The 13,247-nt window shown below is 44.2% G+C and carries 14 protein-coding genes; 3 read left to right on the top strand and 11 right to left on the bottom strand.

The genetic code is table 11. The features are described 5' to 3' along the window. Positions 1 to 40: 40 nt before the first annotated feature. The 4 genes from MHI12_RS14255 to MHI12_RS14240 all read right to left on the bottom strand — a co-directional run bounded on the left by MHI12_RS14255 (position 41) and on the right by MHI12_RS14240 (position 3,222). On the bottom strand, positions 41 to 835 hold the full coding sequence (locus MHI12_RS14255; RefSeq protein WP_405172744.1) for an SDR family NAD(P)-dependent oxidoreductase: 795 nt from the start codon (positions 833 to 835) through the stop codon (positions 41 to 43). A gap of 130 nt (positions 836 to 965) precedes the next feature. Then, on the bottom strand, positions 966 to 1,964 hold the full coding sequence (locus MHI12_RS14250) for a helix-turn-helix domain-containing protein (protein WP_405172743.1): 999 nt from the start codon (positions 1,962 to 1,964) through the stop codon (positions 966 to 968). A gap of 190 nt (positions 1,965 to 2,154) precedes the next feature. Then, a complete protein-coding gene (locus MHI12_RS14245; protein WP_341009846.1) occupies positions 2,155 to 2,727 on the bottom strand; it encodes an alpha/beta fold hydrolase in 573 nt (190 codons plus the stop codon). Positions 2,728 to 2,913: 186 nt separating this feature from the next. Then, on the bottom strand, positions 2,914 to 3,222 hold the full coding sequence (locus MHI12_RS14240; RefSeq protein ID WP_341007349.1) for a hypothetical protein: 309 nt from the start codon (positions 3,220 to 3,222) through the stop codon (positions 2,914 to 2,916). Between the two features lie 163 nt (positions 3,223 to 3,385). Here MHI12_RS14240 and MHI12_RS14235 point away from each other — a divergent pair, with 163 nt between their 5' ends. Beyond that, positions 3,386 to 4,618 carry an ATP-binding protein gene (locus tag MHI12_RS14235; RefSeq protein ID WP_341007348.1) on the top strand — a complete coding sequence of 411 codons (1,233 nt, stop codon included), beginning with the start codon at positions 3,386 to 3,388 and terminating at the stop codon, positions 4,616 to 4,618. A gap of 46 nt (positions 4,619 to 4,664) precedes the next feature. Continuing rightward, the gene (locus MHI12_RS14230; RefSeq protein WP_405172742.1) at positions 4,665 to 5,090 is read left to right on the top strand and encodes a hypothetical protein; all 426 of its coding nucleotides are present in this window, start codon (positions 4,665 to 4,667) and stop codon (positions 5,088 to 5,090) included. Positions 5,091 to 5,187: 97 nt separating this feature from the next. On the opposite strand, the gene MHI12_RS14225 is transcribed toward MHI12_RS14230, so the two are convergent. After that, positions 5,188 to 5,610, bottom strand: coding sequence for a hypothetical protein (locus tag MHI12_RS14225; RefSeq protein ID WP_341007346.1), 423 nt, complete (start codon positions 5,608 to 5,610; stop codon positions 5,188 to 5,190). A gap of 266 nt (positions 5,611 to 5,876) precedes the next feature. Between MHI12_RS14225 and MHI12_RS14220 the strand changes: the two genes are divergently transcribed. Beyond that, on the top strand, positions 5,877 to 7,151 hold the full coding sequence (locus MHI12_RS14220; protein ID WP_405172741.1) for a stalk domain-containing protein: 1,275 nt from the start codon (positions 5,877 to 5,879) through the stop codon (positions 7,149 to 7,151). An 84-nt stretch (positions 7,152 to 7,235) separates the two neighbouring features. Here MHI12_RS14220 and MHI12_RS14215 read toward each other — a convergent pair whose 3' ends face one another. From MHI12_RS14215 to MHI12_RS14190, 6 genes are all read right to left on the bottom strand, one after another. Beyond that, on the bottom strand, positions 7,236 to 7,454 hold the full coding sequence (locus MHI12_RS14215; protein WP_405172740.1) for a hypothetical protein: 219 nt from the start codon (positions 7,452 to 7,454) through the stop codon (positions 7,236 to 7,238). 43 nt (positions 7,455 to 7,497) lie between these two features. Next, the gene (locus MHI12_RS14210; RefSeq protein ID WP_405172739.1) at positions 7,498 to 8,673 is read right to left on the bottom strand and encodes a Ger(x)C family spore germination protein; all 1,176 of its coding nucleotides are present in this window, start codon (positions 8,671 to 8,673) and stop codon (positions 7,498 to 7,500) included. 18 nt (positions 8,674 to 8,691) lie between these two features. After that, positions 8,692 to 9,807 (bottom strand): endospore germination permease, encoded by a 1,116-nt coding sequence (locus MHI12_RS14205; RefSeq protein WP_339286793.1) that lies wholly within the window; start codon positions 9,805 to 9,807, stop codon positions 8,692 to 8,694. A gap of 41 nt (positions 9,808 to 9,848) precedes the next feature. Further along, on the bottom strand, positions 9,849 to 11,258 hold the full coding sequence (locus MHI12_RS14200; protein WP_341007342.1) for a spore germination protein: 1,410 nt from the start codon (positions 11,256 to 11,258) through the stop codon (positions 9,849 to 9,851). Positions 11,259 to 11,458: 200 nt separating this feature from the next. Beyond that, entirely contained in the window at positions 11,459 to 12,340 is an 882-nt protein-coding gene (locus MHI12_RS14195; protein ID WP_405172738.1) for a carbohydrate ABC transporter permease, read from the bottom strand. 15 nt (positions 12,341 to 12,355) lie between these two features. Beyond that, entirely contained in the window at positions 12,356 to 13,246 is an 891-nt protein-coding gene (locus MHI12_RS14190; RefSeq protein WP_091016465.1) for a carbohydrate ABC transporter permease, read from the bottom strand. Position 13,247: the final 1 nt, after the last annotated feature.

Genomic DNA, 13,247 nt, shown 5'->3' with positions numbered 1-13,247 from the left:
GCGACTTCTTATGGTTACATATGCTGTATCCTGAACAAATTTAAAATATGGTGGGAACCATGCCCCCGTCCATACGGATGGGAGAGCCTCTAAAAGCTGAAGCATACGGACTGCATACAAAAGCTGCGAGTCTGCCGATTTCACTTGGCTTGATGAATCGCTGCAATTCAGACTGAGGCAGATTGCTCTTCATAAAATCTTTCTCTTTTTCCTCAAAAGTCAGTGACTCATCAGGGTATATGCTCTCAATGATATCACGCACATTCTCGGACAGTGTTGGACCTGGCATGATCGTATTGATCGTAACTTCAGTTCCTGCTGTCAGTTTGGACAAACTTTTGGATAATGACAGCAACATTGATTTGGTCATGCAATATTGGGGCATCTGGCCTGAGGGCATAAGAGCTTCTTCACTCGCGATAAATATAATACGTCCGTCATTGTTCTTCACCATTTTAGGTAAATAAAATTGGGACAAGCCATTGGCAGCCAATACATTGGTACGGAAATATTTCTCCCACACTTCATCGTTCACGTCTTCATAACTCATGATCTCATATATGCCCATGCTATTCACTAAAATATCAACCTCAGGGAACTTCTCAAATAAAGCTTGTCTTTGCTCCAGATCCACAAGATCAGCGGTAGCCTTTTGCGGAGAGGTCTCCGGAAAAGTAGACTTGATTTCGCGAACGGTTCGTTCCACCTCTTCATCATTGCGTCCATTAATCAGAACGTGAACACCTTCTCGGGCGAGTTCTATAGCAATCGCTTTACCGATTCCTTTTGTTGATCCTGTAACTAAGGCTGTTTTCTCTTTTAGTCCCATATCCATCCTGCATTTCTCCTTCTTGATTACAACTATCCGGCAGGTGCTTCTTGAACATTGCCAACAGCTTCATGCACCGGATAGATATAATATTACGCAGTCTGAAGGGCCTAGTAACTAGCACTTTGCGCCAGAATTATTGCCTCACACGCCAATTTGAAGGTGTATCCCCTTCCCAGGTCTTGAAAGCACGATAGAATGAATTCTGATCTTCATATCCAACCAGAAATGCCACTTCTTTGATATCGAGTGAAGGATCTGCAAGGTACTCTCGGGCCTGCTCACGTCTAGCCTCTGTTAATAATTGCTTGAAGTTTGTGTTCTCCTCCGTCAGTCGCCGCTGCAAAGTACGATCACTCATGCGAAGCTCTTTGGCGACCGTCTGGATGTCAGGGCGCTTTCCTGTGAGGCTGCGTTTCATAATCCATTTGACCACTTCAGTAACGGAACGATTGCTCTCTTGTTCGTCCAGCGACCGATCCAGAGCCGGGGTCAGAATCTCCAGTAACTCCTCGTTATACGATAAAAATGGAAGGCTCAGATCTTTCCGTTCCAGCGTCAGCCGATTATGGTTAGAATTCGTATCAACTCGGCAGCCGAAGTAAGCATCAAGGGTGGCTACGTCACCCATCGGTTGGGAGAACTCAACCCGTTTGGCAGTCAAAGGCTGTCCTGTACCCCTCCGTCCAAGTTCGATTAGAAATGCCAGCGTAATACCGACCAGTAATGGCGGACCTTGTTGCCCCTTATGTAACCATTCGAGTTCAATGAACCATTCCTCCCCTGCTTCAGTAATCTGCAAACTCTCGGGAGGACACATTTGCTTGTAACGCACCATGCGATTCAACGCATCACGATAATCACGAGCATGATACATTGCCAGTACAGGCGGAGGATACTTCGATATCTCATATCCGGTTGCAAGTTTAATGATGCCCTCGGCGGTGTCCCCAATGAGATCAGAGTACGCCTGCCAGATTGCAAAGTATTGAGATTGGGTCACTACTGGTTTATTTATTGTCTCAAGAGATAGTTGTGCTGTGCGAGCGATGTCATCAGCACCAATCCCTAATTGATGTAATCCAGCCCAAAAGCCTGGATGAACTTTAATCCGATCATTCGGTTGAGGTTGCATGTATACAGACTCCTTAACTTGTTCCATTTTTATTCTGATTTCTAATTATAGAACGGATGTAGCTAATTATAAATCTTACCTCAGCGAGCCATTTCCGGGTAATACGAAAACACGACTGCCCAAAAATGGCCAGTCGTGTTCAAGTCAATCATTCAGTACATTATGAAGAATGCACATTTTGTATGTTCAGCTACTCGTTCAACGCAGTTTTGATCAGGGCATTCACTCGTGAGTTAAACAGCAGACCGATATGGGATACGAGGGAAACCGAAACGTTGTTTGCCCCGTTCAACCGGGAAAGTACCGGAGACACAATCGTGTCACTGGTGGAATAGATCGAAGTCACCTTTATTCCACTTGGAGCTGTCGTTGTGGTCAATCGATTAGCCCCGCCAAGGGTAATCAACTTATCCACTTTGGAATCGCCTCCACGGTTAATTATGTAATAGAGACTATTAGCTCCACCCATGCTATGAGCTATAATATTGACTTTTGTATGACCCGTTTGGCGCAGAACATCATCTACGAATCGACTAATTGCTGCGGAATTCAACAGCTGGTTTCCTTGTTTGCTAGGAAGGTCAATCGCGAATAATTCGTCTCTTGTCCACCCTTGGCTACGCAAATAACTCTCAATTGCTGTAAAATTGCTATCTGAACCGGTCAATCCATGTACCAATACAATGGGTGTACGTGCCGTAGCTGCAGAAGCCTTTGAACTCGATCCTATACCAGTTACCGATAAGGCAAGGATCATACTCATGAATACAACAAGTATTAATTTGGTCTTTTTCACTTCATTACCCTCCTGTAAAATGTTTTATATTCCATATATTACAATCTAACATATGGAATATAAATGAATCTTTAGTCTCATTTTTACAGGAATGTCTAGAGTAAACTACAACTAACATCCTTACATTTTTATCAAACTCTAGTGCTCTACTTCTTATCCTTCAACGATATCTGCACGTAGATCCGTTGCAATCTCAATCATTTTGGGTACAATAGCTTCGTTCGAAATAGCTACATACAGATCCCCCATGTACAAACGAAAAGCAATCTGTGCACCCTCGAGGTCCCACATAAAAAAGTCCCCCTCGATGGTCATGGTGCTCTCAGCTCCTACAATGTTAAGAATCGGTGAATAGGTAAAATCGGGTTGGGATTCGAAGTAGAGTTTGCACTCTTCCAGCGAGATGGATTGCTCGGCATTACTATCTTGCATGGATCGGGTAATTCGAAAACGCTGATTCATTGATTTGCCTCCAAAACTTTATTAATATATACATGTTACACAGCATTATATTATCTCATTTCCGTCTTCCACTGTCAAAACCATACATGATCGATTCTTCGAATTCATATATACTGAATACAGTGCACAACGAATTTCTACAATCAGGAGGAGTCAAATCAATATGTTAAAAACAGAATTCATTGATGTACTATCCATTGTCTCACATAAATTATATGATTCGGCTGCTAATGTCATGGACACGGCAAGCAGGTTAATTCCTGCAAATACGTTTTGTATTGCCCAGTTGGATCATCTATCCACCAAGGTTCTGAACGTATATAATCGTGACAAACTAATTCTGGGTGAGGGGCTGGTCGTTGATAACGCCGAGTCATACTGTGCACTTGTGACTGAACATTCCGAAGGCCCGTTAGTAATCAATAATAATCTAACACATCCATTAACCAGACATATGGACGCAACCGAATTCGTAGGTGGATGTTCATTTGTCGGTGTGCCCATACATAATGAGAACGGAGAAATTTACGGCTCCCTTTGCTCATTTGATCAGGATTTCTATTCCTATCAACAAAAGGACGTGGATCTGCTTCTCTCCTTGTCTTCCTTTTTCACGAGTCTTCTTGAGATGGAAACAACTCTGCAACAGTTAAAACAGGCGGAAGAGACCGCTGCAAAAGTGCTTGAAGAAAAGAAAAATTTGCTGGCCGTTCTCAGCCACGAAATCCGGACGCCAATGAATGGTGTTCTTGCAATGGCCAATCTATTGCAATCGACCAGGCTAAGTGAGGATCAATCGTTATATGTTAATGTCATTGAGTCAAGTGGCGCCAGCCTTCTGTCGATGATGGATCAGATCCTGGATTACTCCAAAGCAGAAGCTGGTGCGATCTCTCTGGAGATCAAACCCTATAGTGTCACTGAAACAGTTGAACATGTATTACAATTATTCTCTTCTGAAGCGCAGAAAAAAGGAATTAGGTTGTACGCAGAATATAATATTAATGATCATCTGATGCTTATGGGCGATCAGCACAAAGTTCGTCAGATTTTAATCAATCTCGTTGGAAATGCGCTTAAGTTTACGGAGAAAGGGGAAGTATGCATCTCTACTGAGGTATCTGCTGATACAGAAGGTAATCTCCATGCATCCTACGAAATACAGGATACGGGCATCGGCATCCCGCAGGATCGTCAGGATCTGTTGTTCAAATCCTACTCCCAGATTCATGGTAATTCAGGAAAGTATGGCGGAGCGGGGCTAGGCCTGTCCATCTGTAAACAACTCGCAGAATTAATGGGTGGCGTTGTATGGCTTAAAGATTCCAGTGATTTGGGTAGTCAGTTTGTCTTTAATATTTCCAGCACTGCACCCACCGTCCATGCGAATATCTGAATAATGAATATATTATTCTATCTTAGAAAGATAGGAGGTATATACATTGACGCAATTTCTAGATGCACGGACATCCCAGAATGCCGCCTTGTTTAATTCCATCTCCATACCGATTCCAGTGATTTTTACGCCCCAATTATTCGGCCAGATTGGTCTCATAACTGCTGGAGCCGGAACCAATCCAAGAGTTTCATTAAAAGGGACCATCACGGTGCAATTGCTGCGTGCACTTTTTATAGTGAGTATTACTGTGGTAAGAGGAACAATCGCGACCGACCCAATAGTATACTCGGGAAACCACACATATGGTCTGAATGGTCTGCTTAACCCTGAAGTGATTGTCTTCACTGCCACTGACTATAACCCACCGCTCATGCCCCAATTAACCTATACCGCATTTATCAGCACAAACCTGCTCGGTACTACTCGGGTGGGCCCCGAGAGTTTCGACGGATTTGTCGTTTCAGATTGATAAAACACGTATAACCCCATACCTCTAATCGGTTTCCCGTAGATTAGAGATATGGGGTCGTTTTTACGATTAACATCACTATTTTTAGAGAGAGCTATTAATCAGAGACCACAAATCCATCAAAATTCTCGGGACCAACACGGATTGTTCCCAGCACGTTGGAGCTTACAAAAGCAGTGTAAGTTAATTGTGGTAAAATCGGTGGATTAAAATCATTTCCAGAGAATGTAATTACTTGTGGTGCCAATACACTCAAACCAAATGTGGACGTTGCGGAGTAAATAACCGGGTCCGTTGCTAAAGTACCTCTTACAACGGTAATCGTTATGCCCGCAAGAGCTAAAGGTAATTGTACAGAAACCGTCCCTTTAAATTGAACTCTGGGATTTGCTCCTGCTCCGGCAGTTTGCAAACCGATTTGGCCAAAGAGCTGTGGAGTGTTCAGGACTAATATTGGAATAGCTATTGAGTTGGCCAAACTGGCATTTTGAGAAGTTCTTGCATCCAGAAATGTGCTCATCAATCTACCTCCTAATGTTGGGATAGGATAGTATATTCGTAGCGTACTATTATGTTTGGACTTCTTACCATTAGCTCAACAGAGTTTAATTTAATTTTACTATGGTCGGAAGAATCTATTAAACAGCGATATGGTATATACGGCTATATTCAAGACTCTTATATTGGAACGATATGAAAATTTTGTTATGATACATATGCTAGATTACTAGATATGGTTATAAAACATGATTCTATTATTATGTACAAAGTTGGAGGAGACATACGATGCTTATTAAACGTGTAGGAAAAATCGCCGCGGTTACTGTAATTGCTCTCTCTATCCTTGGAAGTACTCCCAATATCGGTGGAGCCTATGCTGCCCCGGCCATCTCAGTTCAATTGGATGATGTGCCCCTGAAATTTGATGCAGCTCCACGAGTTGATAAAGGTGTCACTTATGTTCCGTTTCGGACGGTCGGTGAAGCCCTAGGTATTGATATTACCTGGAACAGCAAATCACAGACTGTAAAAGCAACGAACACTGTGAAAGGACAAACTACCGAGGTACTATTACAAGTTGGCAGCACCACAGCGACCGTTAATGGAAAAAAAGTTACACTCGCAGCAACACCCGTTCAGCGGGAGGGCCGCGTACTTATTCCACTAAGTTCGTTCAGTAACCAATTCGGTGTACAAGTAAGCTGGAATCAAGCAACCAAGACGGTCTCCCTTGTCTCCCCGCAACGCGAGATGCACCTGAGAGCCTTCTATGCATTGCAATCCTTTCAAGAGAAGGACCTTATTACTTCCATGAATTCCGTAGCCTTTGGCTGGAGCCGCATTGATCGTGAAGGTCAGTTCACGCTCCAAGGGGATGAGTACCGTCTCCCTGCTGCTGCGGGTGATATTACACCGCAGTCCATCGTTGCTGATGCAGCAGATCAACAGATCCAACCACAGCTCATGGTGTATGCCTTGGATGGAAACGGAGAACTGACCAAAGTTCTGAGCGACAAGAGCCTGCGGCTGAAATCGATTGAAGGTATAACTGCTGCTGTCACGGAGCATGGTTTTGGCGGAGTTGTTCTGGATTTTGAGGGACTGGGCTTTAAACTGGATGCGGTAGAACAACAGAAGCTGCTCAATGCTTACGTGAAACAACTAAAGAGTTCCTTGCCCCAGGACACAGCTTTATCTCTAGCGGTACCGCCGCTAAATAGTGCTTATAAAGGTTATGATTACAAGACACTTGCCTCTATTGCAGATGATCTTATCATTATGGCCTATCAGTATAATCCGGTTGGCACCAAATCTCAGGTACCTGAGCCAAATAGTCTTGTAGATCAGGCAATTCAATTAGCCATACAGGCCGGTGTCCCAAAGAGTAAACTTCTGCTCGGTATCAGTCTAAGCAGTGAAACGCCGTCCTCTGTTGATGATAAGCTGGGTCTCGCCAAACGTTATGACCTCAAAGGAGCCGCGTTCTGGCGTCTGGGTCTGTTCCGTTCCTACAATACGAAAATGGAAGATGCCGTAAATGCTTCTGTGATCAATGAGTAAACTTTCTAACTGGATACAACTTAAATAAAAAGAAGGACCAAGCCTCTGGTACGCAGAGACTTGGTCCTTCTTTTTCCCATCATCTTATTTTATAAATTTATCCACACTTCCAAATATAAGCTTCACAAACTGGGTAGGACCAGGCAAACGGGGCTGAAAGAGAAGAATGATCCCAATTACTGCTGCCACAGCAGTAATTCCCGCGCTCACTATTCTGGCTCGTTTCTCTTTGCTGCTCTTCCACTCCCCATACACTATCGCAGTCGCCAGCAGCAAAATACCAAGGATTGAGCCTAGTTTCATGCAATCACCTCTCTTCTCAGGCTTGTACAGGAGCCAATTCTGTTCAACTTTCGTCCTCATTAGGTATCCCCTGTGGTCCTGTTGATTTTCCGGTACGTACTACATGCGCATCTACTTTGACTTGCACGTCCATATCAGGATAGATGGTTTCCCAGTTCTTCTCCTGCGCCTTCCATTGATGCGGGTAATATCTGCGGAATTCAACTGCGAATTTGAAGAAATCGGAGCGCAGCTCTTTCTGGGACATGTCTAAAGCATCGTGAGCCAAAGATGTGAGTTTAGCCGACCATTCCTTTTCCAGTTTAGTTAATACAGCGGGATCAGTCAGATTGGCATCCGTCGTATTTAACACCACTTCTCCCCTGGTTTGGATGTCGACCTTCATACTCCACTGTTGGTTTACAATTCGCGGCTTCAAGGAGGTTTTATTTTCAATGAGTCTTATCGAAAAAGAACCCTTTAACGGCTCAAACTCAACGGGCATGATAATGCTGTTCAGTTCTTTTGCAAGTAGTAATACACCTACGCTTAGTGGTTCTTTGACCGTCTTGACATAACGATCCTTCTTATACATACTCAGACCTTTCACATATGGCGTAGTCGTCAGTTTATCCTGATCGGGCTCCGGGGGTAAGATTAACATGCGAGACAAAATGGCTGAACTGCTCGGACCTTCAATAGATTTAGCCAGTTCAAGCGCAGTAACACGTGTACCTAACTTCAGATTGGCCATCTCACGCAACGATTCAGCAGAACTTCGCTCCAGTGGATCAAGTAACGCAAGGATATCTTTCGCAGCCTTATCGCTGGAAAAGACATATGCATGCTCCCTGAACTGAGGGTAACGCAGGAAGAAATCGATATACTCGCGGATACCGCGTTTGCCGGCTTGCTCACTAATGATGATGACTTCGCAGTGGCCCCAGAACATATTCCGGGGAACTTTACGTTGTAACCGATTCAATGCCTCGGCAATTGTACGTCCTTCCGCTGTTCGAATCATTGTAACCCCGCTTGGACTACCTCCACTCCCACTGCTATCTCCTGCACTCGCCTTCCGCGGAATGAAAATCTGTGAAGTCAATTGTACTTTGCCATCTTCATAATCTATCCCTGTAGCCAGCACGATAGCCAAATCGTTAATCTCGATGCGATCCCAGCATCCACTTAAAAGCACACAACACAATATTGGCATTAGTAGTACTCTATATATTCGCAAGTGCTCCTCCCCCATCAATCAGGTGTTCGCTCGATTCTTCCGAAAATGTGCCCACCCTTTCTTCAGCCATGCGACACCGTAGATCATAGCCGGAAGGATTAATAAAATGCTGATCGTATACAAGTTGGCTGAAGCGCTAACCAAACTGGAAATACCGGATCCACCGGACACAACCCAGTAAGCAAATACCATGCACAGGAACGAAAGTGGCGCAACCACAGGTTTGTAGTCCCGCAAACCAAACCATTCCGCGGTTGATGTAGCAAAGATATATAAAAAAACGGAAATTTTAACGAAAATACCGAAAATCCAGATAGCAATAATAAGGGATTCGATATGCTGCAGAAAGTCCGCAATGGTTATGTATCTTGCTGCGATCATGACCGGAAATACAAATGTATCCGTCAAATCACCAATTAAAAACAGGCAAAACAGATTGGTCACTGTCATTGCAGTTGTTGTAAACACAAGGGAACCCAGCATGACCCGGGTTATTCGTTTTTTTTCATTCACATAAGGTAACAGAAAAGCCAACACGATATATTCACTAAACCATGCAGCAGGTGCAGCAGCCCCCGTAATAATGGGAATTGGGCCCTTCTCCATAAAAGGAAACAGCTCGGCAGGATTCAGTTCACCAATCAATAATATAAAGATCAAAGCCAGCAGTACGATCAGCAGGGTAACAAACACCTGAGCGGTTCGTCCGACAACTTCAATCCCGAGTCTGACATTAATCGCACATACAACAACCATCGTACCCATCACAACAAACAAAGGTGTACGCGGAAGTGCATTATTGACAATGAATTCACCGTATTCCCGAATAATCAAGCCCGTCAAGTGTGGCAAAAAAGCGATATATATCAGGCCAAATAACTTGCCCGGAATCCGACCAATAATCAATACACTGGATTGAATGAGTGTTTTTCCAGGGTACAGACGATCAAGTCCAACGGAAATACCAATGGCAGCCAACCCAACGATCGAACCTATAATTGGGGTCATCCACATGTCATGTCCTGCATAGTGCATTGTAATTCCAGGCACAGACAAGATAGCCGTCGCGAGAATGGCGGGAAAGACCATAAATGCCAATTGAGTCACCGATATTTTCCCTTTGTCAGTCAACATATGTAATCCCGCTCCCTTGTTTGCTCGAAATGTAGATTGTTCTAGTGTGGTTTGTTCCTTGGGGATGGACGCCACCATACATCCTTAAGTTCCTTAGCCATCGTAGGTGCTACCGGTGAGAGATAAGGTGTTCCAAATGAACGAAGACTGCTTAGATGAATGACAACCAAGATGACTCCCAACATGACACCCGTGAGTCCCAGCGTTCCTGCCAGAAACATCATGGGAAAACGTAGTAGACGAGTCGCGATGCTGGCAGCATAGCGGGGTATCATGAAAGAAGCGATACCGGTAATCGCGACAATGATAATCATGGGGGCTGAGACAATTCCGGCACTCGTCGCCGCTTGCCCAATAATTAAGGCGCCCACGATACTGACCGCTGATCCGACCTGCTTGGGCAATCGGACGCCAGCCTCACGCAATGCTTCAAAGGCGATTTCCATAATGAGTGCTTCCACCAGGGCTGGAAAAGGGATCTCTTCTCTCGCCCGAGCAATACTGAGAAGCAATACGGTAGGAATCATCTCCTGATGAAACGTCGTAATCGCTACATAAGCCGATGGAAGCAGCATGGATAAAACAAAAAAAATGTATCGCAGCCAGCGTACAAAAACACTCATGAACACATTTTGATAATAATCTTCGGGGGATTGTAACATGGAAAAAATGGTTACTGGTGCGATAAGGGTAAACGGCGTTCCGTCAACGAGAATAGCAAACCGACCTTCCAGCAAGTTGGAAACAACGACATCCGGGCGTTCCGTCGCAATCATCTGCGGAAATGGTGAATATCGCTGGTCAACAATGCCTTCTTCAATGTACTGACTCTCCAGTACGTCTCGGAGCTTTAAATCGGCAAGTCGTGTCTCCACTTCCTTAACAAGTTTGGGGTCAATAATCCCCTCCATGTATACAAGTGAAATACTGGTGTTTGTACGATCTCCCATGTTACGTGTATGAATCTTCAGTGCAGGTGTCTTGAGACGTTTGCGCAGTAAAGACATATTCATGGTCAATGATTCTGTGAACCCATCCCGTGCACCACGCACGGTCGATTCAGCTAACGGTTCTTCCGTTGAACGATTTGCAGCTTGGTATAGAGGGTATGTAGTTCCGCCTATTGAACCGTCCAGCAGTAAAAGAGCTTCTCCTTCAAATATGGCCTGTACTGCCTGAGTAGTCGTTTCAACTTGCTTAACAGAAGCTAGCGGAACTTGCGCAGCTTTGATCCCCATTTCCTGAATGGGGGTTAGTACCTGTCTCTCCAGCCGCTCCGTATCGCATACACCAACACAATATACGCATAATGCTGAAGTAAGACACGCGGTTTGGAATGTATGAAATACAACGTCCGAGCAACCCGCAAAAACGGAGCGTAACATTTCTTGATCAATAACAAGTTGTCCGGTTAATGGCAGGTCCTGTTGTGTTATCGCTGATGTGTCCATGACGCCTCCCCCTTTCCGTAAACACTCCGTCCAGATATTCTCAGTTAAAGGTATCCTTTACTTATCAGATGGGATATATACGCAAAATATAGAATGCCAAAAAAGCCGCCCTCATGAGCGACTCTGATGATATAGAACACTATTCATTCCTATGAATCCGTTGATCTTACTCTTTGCAATTCCCTATTTTCTATTTATCGCTATCCTTTCACGGCACCCAGAGCAACACTCCCAATAATCTGTTTGGAAAATATAGAGAATACAATAATAATAGGCAGGATTGAGATCGCTACACCCAAATACAAGAGCCCATAATCCATCCCATAGTACCCCTGCACTAGCGCAACCAATACCGGAAGCGGATATTTATCCAGGGAGAAAAATAGCACCAGCGGTGTCAGGAAATTATTCCATGATCCGATAAACGTGAATATGCCAAGGGCGGCGATCGCCGGCCCCAGAATAGGCAGTACAATCTGATTGAACGTCCGGAACTCACCGGCACTGTCCACCCGCGCAGATTCAATAATCTCATCCGGGATGCTGCTCTCCATGAACTGTTTGATAAAAAATACATTAAACGCGTTAGCCGCAGCAGGCAAAATAATTGCGGCATAACTATCCAGAAGTCCCATCATGCTGAATAGTCGATATACGCCAATTAGAGCCAGTTGACCCGGTACCATCATGGTTGCTAACAGAAACAGGAACAACCCGTTTCGTCCTTTGAATTTAAATTTGGCAAATCCATACGCAGTTAAGGCCCCAATATACAGAGATAATACGGTCGATGTCCCGGCAATAAATATACTGTTGGCAAACCCACGCCATATGTTGATTTTGGATACCATGTTCATATAGTTATCAACCAAGAATGATCCGGGGAGAAATGTAAAGGTCGAAGCAATCGTTGCATTATTATGTGTGGAATAGATGAGCATCAGATAGAACGGAATAATACAGAGTACCGCTAGACCAATCAGCAATAGATAGATGATGATCTTACCCGCCGTTAGTCGCCTTGTGTTGGCATACTGTTGAATTGCTGCATTTGGTTGTTCCATTGATTTCGCAGTTTGCATGAAGAACTCCCCTCCCTATGAACGGCTCTTGCGCTTGGTCATGATGAAGGATGCAACAGACAACAATATGATAATGATGAACAGGCAAAATGCGATGGCAGCGCCGTAACCAAAACGCGTGCTCTGAAATGCTACATTATAGAGATACATAATACTTGTCATGGCTGCCCGGTCAGGACCACCATTGCCATTGGTTAATGTAAATGGCTGATCGAAAATCTGGATGCCTCCAATAATAGATGTAATCATCTGAAACAGAATAATTGGACGGAGCATCGGCACGATAATATGAATGAAAATATGTTTCTTTTTCGCGCCATCCATCTGGGCAGCCTCCAGCAGAGAAGGGTCAATGCCCTGAAGACCAGCTAGGTAGATGACCATCGAATAGCCAAAGTATTGAAAGAACAAAATGGATGATACAATCAGACGCATAAACCAGGGATCGTTTTTCCAGTTAATTGGATCTTGTATTATGCCGGTCTGCACCAAAAAATGATTCAGTCCGCCAGACTGCCAGTCAAAAATTAAGCTCACAAGTAATCCAAGTGATGCAGCCGTAACGATGTTGGGAAAAAAGTATACGGCTCTGAAAAAGTCCCGTCCTTTGAGCAGCTTATCATTCAAGATAAAAGCCAACACAAGTGAGATTGTGAGCTGTGGAACTACAGATACGCCCCAGATGAATAACGTATTAAACAAGGTTTTGTAGAACAACGGGTCTTGTAGTACGGCAACGTAGTTACCGATCCCTACAAAATCAGGTGTCGTGATTCCATCAAAGTTGGTGAAACTGATATAGAGCGAATATAAAATGGGATAAAGCCCAAAAATGGTGAAAATAATAAAAAACGGAGCAATGAAGTAGTAGCCGTAATGGTCCTTGCGAATCGTTTTGGCAAACATG

The sequence above is a fragment of the Paenibacillus sp. FSL H8-0280 genome, from assembly GCF_045040665.1.
Classification (GTDB): Bacteria; Bacillota; Bacilli; order Paenibacillales; family Paenibacillaceae; genus Paenibacillus; species Paenibacillus xylanexedens_A.
This window is presented reverse-complemented; position numbering and strand designations above follow the sequence as displayed.

Excerpts from the sequence above, each read along its gene's own strand:
- MHI12_RS14205 (WP_339286793.1), bottom strand. The coding sequence starts at position 9,807 with ATGTTGACTGACAAAGGGAAAATATCGGTGACTCAATTGGCATTTATG.
- MHI12_RS14250 (WP_405172743.1), bottom strand. The coding sequence starts at position 1,964 with ATGCAACCTCAACCGAATGATCGGATTAAAGTTCATCCAGGCTTTTGG.
- MHI12_RS14235 (WP_341007348.1), top strand. The coding sequence starts at position 3,386 with ATGTTAAAAACAGAATTCATTGATGTACTATCCATTGTCTCACATAAA.
- MHI12_RS14200 (WP_341007342.1), bottom strand. The coding sequence starts at position 11,258 with ATGGACACATCAGCGATAACACAACAGGACCTGCCATTAACCGGACAA.
- MHI12_RS14220 (WP_405172741.1), top strand. The coding sequence starts at position 5,877 with ATGCTTATTAAACGTGTAGGAAAAATCGCCGCGGTTACTGTAATTGCT.
- MHI12_RS14255 (WP_405172744.1), bottom strand. The coding sequence starts at position 835 with ATGGATATGGGACTAAAAGAGAAAACAGCCTTAGTTACAGGATCAACA.
- MHI12_RS14215 (WP_405172740.1), bottom strand. The coding sequence starts at position 7,454 with ATGAAACTAGGCTCAATCCTTGGTATTTTGCTGCTGGCGACTGCGATA.
- MHI12_RS14190 (WP_091016465.1), bottom strand. The coding sequence starts at position 13,246 with ATGTTTGCCAAAACGATTCGCAAGGACCATTACGGCTACTACTTCATT.
- MHI12_RS14225 (WP_341007346.1), bottom strand. The coding sequence starts at position 5,610 with ATGAGCACATTTCTGGATGCAAGAACTTCTCAAAATGCCAGTTTGGCC.
- MHI12_RS14195 (WP_405172738.1), bottom strand. The coding sequence starts at position 12,340 with ATGCAAACTGCGAAATCAATGGAACAACCAAATGCAGCAATTCAACAG.
- MHI12_RS14245 (WP_341009846.1), bottom strand. The coding sequence starts at position 2,727 with ATGAGTATGATCCTTGCCTTATCGGTAACTGGTATAGGATCGAGTTCA.
- MHI12_RS14240 (WP_341007349.1), bottom strand. The coding sequence starts at position 3,222 with ATGAATCAGCGTTTTCGAATTACCCGATCCATGCAAGATAGTAATGCC.